The organism is bacterium, assembly GCA_030654305.1.
Classification (GTDB): Bacteria; Krumholzibacteriota; Krumholzibacteriia; order LZORAL124-64-63; family LZORAL124-64-63; genus PNOJ01.
This window is the reverse complement of the sequence record JAURXS010000394.1, coordinates 1-9726: the sequence shown is the minus strand read 5'-3', so window position 1 is coordinate 9726 and position 9726 is coordinate 1. Positions and strand designations below refer to the sequence as shown.

The window sequence follows — 9726 nt, the reverse complement described above, 5'->3', positions numbered from 1 at the left end:
CGCGGCGCGGCCGCTGCCGGCCGGCTTGTGGGCGGGCGCGGCTTTCGCGACCGGCGCGGCGGGCGCGGCGGCGGCGCCCTGGCCGTCGTCGATGACCGCGATGACCTGGCCCGTCGCCACCACGTCGCCGATCTCGCCGGTGACCGAGATGACCTTGCCGCCGCGGGGCGACGGGATGGTCACGGCCGCCTTGTCCGTCTCGACCTCGACCAGCGGGGCGTCCTCGACGACGACGTCGCCGGGCTGCACGTGCCACTTGAGGACTTCGCCCTCGTGGATGCCTTCGCCCAGGTCGGGCAGCTTGAACTCGAACATCGGCTTCCTCCTCGAAGGCTCCGTTTAGAAGTCCAGCACTTCCTCGATGCCGCGGCGGGCGCGCCCGACGGTCGGCATGTAGAGGTTCTCGCGGCCGAAGTAGGGCGTGACGACGTCGTAGCCGCACACGCGCTTCACGGGCGCCTCGAGGTGCATCAGGGCGTGGTCGTTGACCGTGGCGATGATCTCGCTGGCGGGGCCGAAGCTGAGCGGGGCCTCCTGGACGACGGCCAGGCGGCCCGTCTTGCGCACCGAGGCGCAGATCGTCTCGGTGTCCATGGGCGAGATCGTCAGCAGGTCGATCAGCTCGATGCTGGCGCCGCGGGCCTGGCGGATCTCCTCGACGGCCTTCTTCGTGGTGTGCATCATCGCGCCCCAGGCGATCACCGTGACGTCGGTGCCTTCCTGGACCACCTGCGCCTTGCCGATCTCGACCGTCTCGGGCGTCTCCGGCACGTCCTCCTTGAAGGCGCGGTACGAGCGCTTGGGCTCCATGTAGACCACCGGGTCGGGATCGAGGATCGCCGCGCGCATCAGCGACCGCGCGTTGCGCGGTCCCGACGGGATGACGACCTTCACGCCCGGGAAGTGGCCCAGGGAGGCCTCGCGGCTCTCGGAGTGGTGCTCGAGCGCGCGCACGCCGCCGCCGTAGGGCACGCGCATGACCAGGGGCACGTGGAACTGCCCGTGCGTGCGCGAGCGGTAGCGCGAGCCGTGGCCCTCGAGCTGAGGGATCATGATGTAGGAGAAGCCGCAGAACTGCATCTCGCCCACGGGCTTCAGACCGGCCAGGGCCATGCCGATGGCCGTGCCGATGATGGCACTCTCGGCCAGCGGCGTGTCGATGACGCGCGCCTCGCCGTACTTCTCGATCAGGCCCTCGGTGACGCGGAACACGCCGCCGTCGACGCCGACGTCCTCGCCCAGCACGATCACGCTGGGATCCTCCGCCATCATCTCGTCCAGGGCGAGGTTGATCGCCTGGACCATGTTGAGCTTAGCCACGGTCGGCCTCCTTCGCGATCTCGGCCAGGAACTCCCGGCGCTGCGCCTCGATGCGCTCGTGTTTCGTGCCGAAGACGTGGTCGAAGGGGGCGTCCGGCTTCCAGCCCGACATCTCCTCGAAGGCCTTCACCTGCTTCTCGATCTCGACCTTGTACTCCTCCTCGAGCGCCTCCTGGTCCTTCTCAGACCAGATCTTCTTCGCCTCAAGGTAGGCGCGGAAGCGCACCAGGGGGTCGCGGCGCCACCACAGCTCCTCCTCCTCCTTGGTGCGGTACTTGTACTGGTCGTCGGCCGTGGTGTGCATCATCAGGCGGTAGGTCACGGCCTCGATCAGGGTCGGCCCCTCGCCGCGCCGGCCGCGGTCGAGCGCCTCCGAGGCGGCCGCGTAGACCGCCAGCGCGTCGTTGCCGTCGACCTGGACGCCGGGCATGCCGTAGGCGATGGCCTTCTGGGCGATGGTCGCCGACTTGGTCTGCTTGGAGCGGGGCACCGAGATCGCCCACTGGTTGTTCTGCACCACGAAGAGCACCGGCAGGTTCCAGACGGCCGCGAAGTTCATCGCCTCGTGGAAGTCGCCCTCGCTGGTGGCGCCGTCGCCCATGAAGGTCACGGCGCAGGTCTCCGTCTCGCCCTGCAGCCGCATGGCGTAGGCCAGGCCCACCGCGTGCAGGGGCTGCGCGCCCACGATCACCGAGATGGGCAGGTTGCGCGGGTTGGCCGACCCCTCGTTGATGTTGCCCTCTTCCTGGCCGTTGTAGTAGACGAGCTGCCGGGTGAGGCTCTCGCCGCGCAGCAGGCGCACGCCGTGCTCGCGGAAGGCGCCGGCGAACCAGTCCTGCTTCCTCATGGCGAAGGCGACGGCGCACTGGGCCGCCTCCTGGCCCGTGCTCGGCCCGAAGGTGCCGATGCGCCCCTGCCGCTGGAGCTTGAGCATGCGCTCGTCGGTGCGGCGCGCCCAGACCATCTGGCGGTAGAGTTCGATCAGCTCGGGCTTCTTCAGCTTCGGCTCGAGATCCTTGTCCACGTTCGCGTCCTCGTCCAGGATGGAGAGGTAGGAGACGCGGAAGGTGTCGAGTTCCTTCATCGGCATGGAATCGTTCCTTTCCAGGCCCGCAGGGGGGCCGCTGCCCCGCACGGCGGCGGGGGGCGCGAGAAGACGACCGATCCGGCGGGGACCGGGCAGGTTCAGGCGGGCATCGCCGGCTGTGCGGCGGCGCGGCCCATGATCGGCACGAATCCCGGGTGCCGCCACCCGCGCACCTGAACACGAATATCAAGATTTAGCCGCCGGAGCAACGCCCCATTGGGGTCCGGCGGCTTTTTCCGTGACGGTGCTCCGGCTCGGTCCTACCTTGTGGGGGTGACCCGCCCCCGCGACCCCCGAGCAAGGAGACCCGCCGTGTTGAAGGAGAGGATCCAGAAGGCCCTGAACGAGCAGATCCAGGCCGAATTCTATTCCGGCTACCTGTACCTGGCCATGTCCGCCTGGTCGCAGGCCCGCAATTACGAGGGGTTCGCGCACTGGATGCGCATGCAGGCGCAGGAAGAGCTGCAGCACGCCATGAAGTTCTTCGACTACGTCCACGCCACCGGCGGCCACGCCCTGCTGCGGGCCATCCCCCAGCCCGACACGGAGTGGGCCGACCCCACGGCGATGTTCGAGGCCGCGCTGGCCCACGAGCGCCACATGACCGAGAACATCAACAACCTCGCGGGTCTGGCCATGAAGGAGAACGACTTCGCCACCAACATCACGCTGCAGTGGTTCATCAGCGAGCAGGTCGAGGAGGAGGCCGCCGTCGAGGCCATCCTGGGCAAGCTGGCGATGATGGGCGGCAACGGGCCGGGCCTGTTCATGCTCGACCGCGAGCTGGCCGCCCGCCCGGCGCCCACGCCCCCCGCCGCGGCCTAGCGCGCCGTCGGAGACCCGCCGTCACGGAGACCCGCCGTCATCTGCCGGTGCGGCGGGTCTCCACCAGCGCGTAGAGCGTCGGCAGCACGATCAGCGTCAGCAGCGTCGAGGTCACCAGCCCGCCCATCACCACCACCGCCAGCGGCTTCTGGATGTCGGCGCCCGAGCCCGTCGCGTAGAGCATGGGCAGGTGCCCGATGAAGCTCGCGAGGGCGGTCATCAGCAGCGGCCGGAACCGCAGGTCGCAGCCGTCGATCACCGCGTCGGCCACCGTCTCGCCCCGCTCCTGCAGCTGCCGGAAGAACGCCACCAGCACCACCCCGTTCTGCACGGCGATGCCGAGCAGGACGATGAAGGCGACCGCCGCGGACACCGACACGGGCATCCCGAAGACCACGACGGCGATCACGCCGCCGACGAGCGCGAAGGGCAGGTTGAGCAGCACCAGCAGGGAGTTCCGGAACGAACCCAGCGCCAGGTAGAGCAGGACCATGATGAGCAGCAGCGCCACCGGCACGACGACCGCGAGCTGGCGCATGGCCCGCTGCTGGTTCTCGAACTGCCCGCCGTACTCGACGTGGTAGCCGACCGGAAGCTCCGCCACCAGCGGCGCGAGGCGCGCCCGGGCCTCGGACACGAAGCCGCCGAGGTCGCGGCCGCGGATGTTGACTTCGGCCACCACGCGGCGCATGCCGTTCTCGCGGCTCACCTGCGCCGGCGCCTCGACGACCGCGAAGTCGGCGATCTGCGCCAGCGGCACCCGCTCCCCGCCCGGGGCCGCGATCAGCAGCCGCTCGAGCACGGGGATGCTGTTGCGGGCCGCCTCCGGGAAGCGCACGACCACGGCGATGCGCCGCTGCCCCTCGATCAGGGTCGTGGCCGACCTGCCGGCGACCGCCGTCTCGATGGCAGCGTTGACGTCGGCGATCCGGATGCCGTGCCGCGCCACGGCTTGGCGGTCGATCACCACGTCGATCTGCGACATGCCGGACACCTGCTCCACCTTCACGTCCCGGGCGCCCTCGACCCCCTGCAGCACGGCGGCCGCGCGGTCCGCGAACGACTTCAGCACCTCGAGGTCGGGACCGAAGACCTTGACCGCGAGGTCGCTCTTCACGCCGGAGATCAGCTCGTTCACCCGCAGCGCGATCGGCTGCGAGAAGGAGAAGCGCAGCCCCGGGATCTCGGAGAGGTCCTTCTGGATGGCGTCCACGAGCCCGGCCCGGTCGCGCCCGGTGTCCCACTCCTTGCGCGGCTTCAGCATGATGAAGACGTCGGTCTGCTCCGGGCCCATCGGGTCCTCCGAGATCTCGGCGCGGCCCGTCTTGCTGACCACCGTCTCGACCTCGGGGAACTTCCGCAGGCGCTCCTCCATGAAGCCGGCGACGCGCACCGACCCGTCCAGCGAGGCGTTGGGCAGCCGCACCACGTTCACGGCGAGCGCCCCCTCGTCCAGCGGCGGCATGAACTCGGTGCCCACCAGCGGGACGAGCGCCAGCGAGGCGACGAGCACGGCACCGGAGATCCCGAGCGTCAGCGCGGGCCGCCGCACGGCGCGACCGAGCAGGCGCACGTAGCCGCGGTGGAAGCGGCGGATGAAGCCGAACTCCCGCTCGGGGCCCTGGTTCAGGAACCGCTCCCCCAGGACGGGGATGATCGTGAACGCCACCACGAGCGAGACCAAGAGGGCGATGAGCATCGTCGCGGCCAGCGGCGCGAACATCTTGCCCTCGATCCCCTGCAGCGTGAACAGCGGCACCAGGATGACCGCGATGATCAGCACCGAGAAGGCGACGGGCTTCGCCACCTCGACCACGGCTTCGGCGACCGCCCGCCTCCTCGAGGCGGGATCGGTCAGGTGCGCCAGGTGGCGGCGGGAGTTCTCCACCACCACGATCGAAGCGTCCACGACCATGCCGACGGAGAAGGCCAGGCCGCCGAGGCTCATGAGGTTGGAGGTGATCCCCGCGGAGCCCATGAGGATGAAGGTCACCAGGAAGGTGAGCGGCAGCGAGGCCACGACGATCAGCGCGGAGCGCAGTTCGGCGACGAACAGGAACAGCACCAGGATGACGAAGATGCCGCCCTCGAGCAGCGCGTTGACCACGGTGTGGATGCAGGCCTCGATCAGCGAGGTGCGGTCGTAGAAGACGTCGAGGCGGACCCCCTCGGGCAGCGCCCCCTGGAGCTCGGCGACCGCGTCCTGGACCCGGCCCACCACGTCCTTGGCGTTCTCGCCCTTGAGCATGATGATCATGCCGGCCACCACTTCGCCCCGGCCGTCGCGGGAGACCGCGCCCTGCCGGGGCTCGGCGCCGATGACCACCTCCGCGACGTCCCGCAGGCAGACGGGCGCCCCGTCCTCGGCCTCCAGCACGACGCTCTCGAGGTCCGGGATGTCGCGCAGCAGCCCCACGCCGCGCAGGTACATCTGCTCCCAGCCGCGCACGACCACGCCGCCGCCGGAGTTGGCGTTGCCCTGCTCGACGGCCTCGACGACGTCGTTCACGGTCAGGCCGTACTTCAGCAGCTTCTCCGGCGAGACCAGGACCTGGTACTGCTTCACCTCGCCGCCGAAGCTGTTGACCTCGTTGACGCCGGGGATGGGCTTCAGCCAGGGCGCGACGAGCCAGTCCTGGATCGTGCGCAGCTCCATCGCGGTCTCGTCGTCGCCCTCGAGCGTGTACTGGTAGATCTCGCCCAGGCCGGTCGAGATGGGGCCCAGCTCCGGCTCGACGCCCGGCGGGAGCTGCTCGCGGGCCGCGTCCAGGCGCTCGAACACCACCTGCCGCGTCCAGTAGGTGTCGGCCCCGTCCTCGAACACGATCACCACCTGCGACAGGCCGGCCCGCGACAGCGAGCGCACCTGCTGCACGCGCGGCAGGCCGCGCATGACCTGCTCGATGGGGTAGCTGACCCGCGCCTCCACGTCGACCGCGGCGAAGCCCGGGGCCTGGGAGATGACCACCACCTGGGTGTTGGTCACGTCCGGGAAGGCGTCGATGGGCAGGTGCAGCCAGGCGACGACGCCGGCGGCGACCAGCACCGCCGTCGCCAGCAGCACCAGCAGGCGGTTGTTCAGCAACAGGGTCACGGTTCGCATGATCGCTCCCGGTGTCAGTCGGCGCAGCCGGCGCCCATCTTGGCGCGCAGCACGTCGGACTTCAGAAGAAAGGCGCCCTCGGCCACCACGGTCCGCCCCGGGTCGAGCCCGGACAGGACCTCGACCCAGCCCGCGGCGGCGCGGCCGGTCCTCACCGGCCGGCGCACGTAGTAGTCGTCGTGGTGGTGGACGAACACGAACTCGCGGCCCTCGTCCTCCAGGACGGCCGCCGGCGGCACGGCCAGGACCGCTTCGGTCCCGGGCAGGTGCAGCGCCACGTCGGCGAACATGCCGGCCAGCAGGCGCCCGTCCGGGTTCGGCACCTCCACGCGCACCTTCACCGTGCGCGAGGACTCGTCCATGGACAGGCCGACGAGATCCACGGTCCCGGCGAACGACGCGCCCGGGTAGGCCTTGACCGCGACCGTCGCCGCCAGCTTCAGCGACGCCTGCGCGCCGGCGACGGTCGCGAGGTCGCGTTCGTAGAGGTCCGCCCACACCCAGACGACGGCGTGGTCGCCGACCGTGAACAGGGGCGACCCGGTCCCGGCCACCTCGCCGGGCACGGCGTGCATGGCCAGCACGGCGCCGTCCAGGGGGGAGCGCAGGACGAGCCTGCCGAGCCCCTTGCCGTCGGCGAGGTCGCGCACCGCCGCCTCCGACATGCCGAAGCGCGTGAGCTGGCCGCGGGCCCCGTCGGCGCGGATCCGCGCGGCGTCCGCTTCCTGCTGCGCCAGCAGGAACTCCTTCTCGGAAGCGATGGCCTCCCGGCGCAGGCCGGCGACCCGCTCCAGGTTGCGTCGGGCCAGGTCCAGCATCCCCTGCGCCGCGAGGTGTTCGGCCTGCGCCTCCCCGACCGCCGCGCACTCGAGCGACGCGAGCGGCTGCCCGCGCCGCTCCCGGTCGCCCAGCTCGTGGTGGACCGTCGTGACGACCCCCTCCACGAGCGTGCCGACGTGGCCCACGCGCCGCTCGTCGTAGCGGACCTCGCCGGTCAGCGGCACCGCGACGTCCACGGCGCGCGGTTCGGCGCGGACGGTCGCGACGAGCCCGCCCTCGACCAGGCTCGCCGGCACGCGCGCGACGCCGACCTCGTAGCGGCACTCGTCGCAGGCGAACATCTTGACCAGGTGCTCGCAGTCGGCGGCGAACAGCTCCTCGACCGGGCGGTCCAGGTCGGAAACCTCCGCCGCGTCCTCGTGCTCGTGGTCCGGCGTCTCCGCCGCGAGCGCTTCGACGTCGGGCGGCGGCGAGGACCGATCGCAGGACACGACCGCGAAGGCCGGCAGGATCCCGAGGGCGGCGATCATCGACAGGTGGCGGATGTTCACGGGAGCTCCTCCCCGATCAGCGCCCGCAGGCGGCAGTGGTCGATCTGGGCTTGGGCGAGCGCGTCCAGCAGCCGGCGGTGCGACGCGAGCAGCGTGCGCCGCGCGTCGATCACCTCCAAGAGGCCGGTCTCGCCCGACAGGTAGGTCTTCTCGATGACGGCGGCGGCGGATGCGGAACGCGGGACGACGCCCGCGGCGAGGCGCGAGGCGGTCTCGAACGAGGTGCGGCAGGCGGCGACGGCCGCGACGATCTCCGCCGCGAAGGCGCGGCGCCGGGCCTCTTCCCGGCTGAGGCCGGCGGCGAGCTGCGCCTGCGCCCGCGCGATGCCGCCGGAGTTCCAATCCCACAGGGGCAGGTCGACGGCGATCCCGCCGCCTCGGGCGCGCTGGTCCAGCTCGCGGGAGGTGTAGGCCATCAGCGAGAACGCCGGCAGGCGCTCGCGCCGCTCGGCCGAGAGTTCGGCGGCGAGGGCGCGCACGCGGGCCGCCTCGAGCCGCAGCGCGGGCTGCCCGGCAATATTTCCAGAGATGTCCCCGCCGCTCCCGGCGCCGGGATCCGGCGGTTCGGACAGCGCCTCCAGATCGGCGACGGCGACGATCGTCGCACCCGGCGGCGCGCCGAGCCAGAGCGCGAGCTGCGCCTGCCGGGAGGCCAGCGCGGTCCGCGCCGCCGCCAGCTCGCCGTCGACCAGCTCCCGTTCGATCTCGGCCTGCGTCCCCTCGACGGGCCGCACCTCGCCCGCCTCCACGCGGCGGCCCACGGCCGACGCCAGGTTCGCCGTCTCCCGCGCCAGCTCCTCCACCACCACGACCTGCCGCTGGTCGTGGACGAGGTTCCAGAACTGCGTGCGCAGCTCCAGCAGGACGTCGCGCCGGATCGTCTCGTGCTCGGCCGCGGCGGCGTCGAGGTCCGCCCGCGCTACGTCCAGGCGCGGCGAGCGCCGCGACAGCCAGTCCAGCGGCAACGTCAGCGAGAGGTCCCACTGCCGGCCGAACGGTTCGCCGGGGCGCTCGCGCACCCGGCCCAGGGCCGCCTCCAGCGTCGGGTTGGGCCGCGCGCCCGCGGCGTCGACCGCGCCCCGCGCCGCCAGGATCCCCTGCTCCCCCGCCGCGAGCAGGGGGTGCTCGTCGACCAGGTCGGCGATGCCGGACCAGGTGATCTCGATCACCGCAGTCTCGATCATCGCAGTCTCGGCGCCCGCCGTGACCGCGCACAGCAGGACGAAGCCCGCCGCGAGGACATGCTCGTGCTTGATCCGCATCTCGACACACCCGCCTGTCGGGAACGACGCGGCCGGGAGCGGTCCCCGCGCGACGTTCCGTCAAATGCCCGAACCCACCGCTCGCACGGGCGAGCGGACCATCGTCACGACGATCGGGGGTCGGTCAGGCGCGCGGAGGGTGGAAGATGCCGAGGTGGATGTCGCGGGGAGCGGAGGCGTCGGGCAGCGGCCCGAGGCCGGTGCAGGCGGTCAGGGGATCGCCGGCGAGGCGTTCGACCGTGAAGACGGGCGCGACGCCGTGGCCGGGGCAGCAGGTGCAGGGGCAGCCCGTCCCGCAGGCGTCGCCGTCGCGGTCGGGATCGGCGCAGGGGACGCCCTCGGTGTGGGTGCCGTCGCCGTGCCCGGTCGCCGGGGCGCAGACCGCAGCGACCTGCGCCGGGACGAATCCCGCGGCCAGGCAGATCAGGGCGATCAGTGCGATCCGACGTGGGCTCAAGCGCATGCCTCCGGTTCCCGGCAACGTAGGCGCGGACGCGCCGGGATGCAAGATCGGCGATTCCCCGCCCGACTTGACGGTCGGCGCGTTGCGCACCAGCCGGAAACCCACGAGCCCCACGGCGGCGGCGGGGTCGAGGTAGGCGCGGGCCGCGCAGCGCAGCCGCTGGTTGGCGTCGGCGAAGGAACCGCCGCGCAGCACCCGGTTGCTGCCGGTGGCCGGCCCGGTGGGGTCGGTCGCGGGCGCGGCCGTGTAATAGGTCTCGCCGTAGCGGTCCCAGCACCACTCCAGCAGGTTGCCGTGGACGTCGTGGAGGCCCATGGGGTTGGGCAGCAGGGCGC

Annotated in this window: 8 protein-coding genes; 1 reads left to right on the top strand and 7 read right to left on the bottom strand. The window is 71.8% G+C overall.

Annotation, left to right across the window (positions count from 1 at the left end; all coding sequences use genetic code 11):
- The 3 genes from Q7W29_11335 to pdhA form a co-directional block, all read right to left on the bottom strand.
- The coding region (locus Q7W29_11335) for a biotin/lipoyl-containing protein (protein MDO9172410.1) at positions 1-315 on the bottom strand (315 nt) is incomplete at its 3' end.
- 24 nt (positions 316-339) lie between these two features.
- Entirely contained in the window at positions 340-1320 is a 981-nt protein-coding gene (locus tag Q7W29_11330) for an alpha-ketoacid dehydrogenase subunit beta (protein MDO9172409.1), read from the bottom strand.
- Positions 1313-2410 carry a pyruvate dehydrogenase (acetyl-transferring) E1 component subunit alpha gene (gene pdhA, locus Q7W29_11325; protein MDO9172408.1) on the bottom strand — a complete coding sequence of 366 codons (1098 nt, stop codon included), beginning with the start codon at positions 2408-2410 and terminating at the stop codon, positions 1313-1315. Before pdhA ends, Q7W29_11330 begins: the two co-directional genes overlap by 8 nt.
- A gap of 309 nt (positions 2411-2719) precedes the next feature.
- Here pdhA and Q7W29_11320 point away from each other — a divergent pair, with 309 nt between their 5' ends.
- The gene (locus Q7W29_11320) at positions 2720-3232 is read left to right on the top strand and encodes a ferritin (protein ID MDO9172407.1); all 513 of its coding nucleotides are present in this window, start codon (positions 2720-2722) and stop codon (positions 3230-3232) included.
- A gap of 37 nt (positions 3233-3269) precedes the next feature.
- On the opposite strand, the gene Q7W29_11315 is transcribed toward Q7W29_11320, so the two are convergent.
- From Q7W29_11315 to Q7W29_11300, 4 genes are all read right to left on the bottom strand, one after another.
- On the bottom strand, positions 3270-6335 hold the full coding sequence (locus Q7W29_11315; GenBank protein MDO9172406.1) for a CusA/CzcA family heavy metal efflux RND transporter: 3066 nt from the start codon (positions 6333-6335) through the stop codon (positions 3270-3272).
- Positions 6336-6349: 14 nt separating this feature from the next.
- On the bottom strand, positions 6350-7666 hold the full coding sequence (locus Q7W29_11310; protein ID MDO9172405.1) for an efflux RND transporter periplasmic adaptor subunit: 1317 nt from the start codon (positions 7664-7666) through the stop codon (positions 6350-6352).
- Positions 7663-8928 carry a TolC family protein gene (locus tag Q7W29_11305; protein MDO9172404.1) on the bottom strand — a complete coding sequence of 422 codons (1266 nt, stop codon included), beginning with the start codon at positions 8926-8928 and terminating at the stop codon, positions 7663-7665. Before Q7W29_11305 ends, Q7W29_11310 begins: the two co-directional genes overlap by 4 nt.
- Positions 8929-9052: 124 nt before the next feature.
- Positions 9053-9726: SUMF1/EgtB/PvdO family nonheme iron enzyme (locus tag Q7W29_11300; GenBank protein ID MDO9172403.1), on the bottom strand; the 674-nt coding region annotated here is incomplete at its 5' end.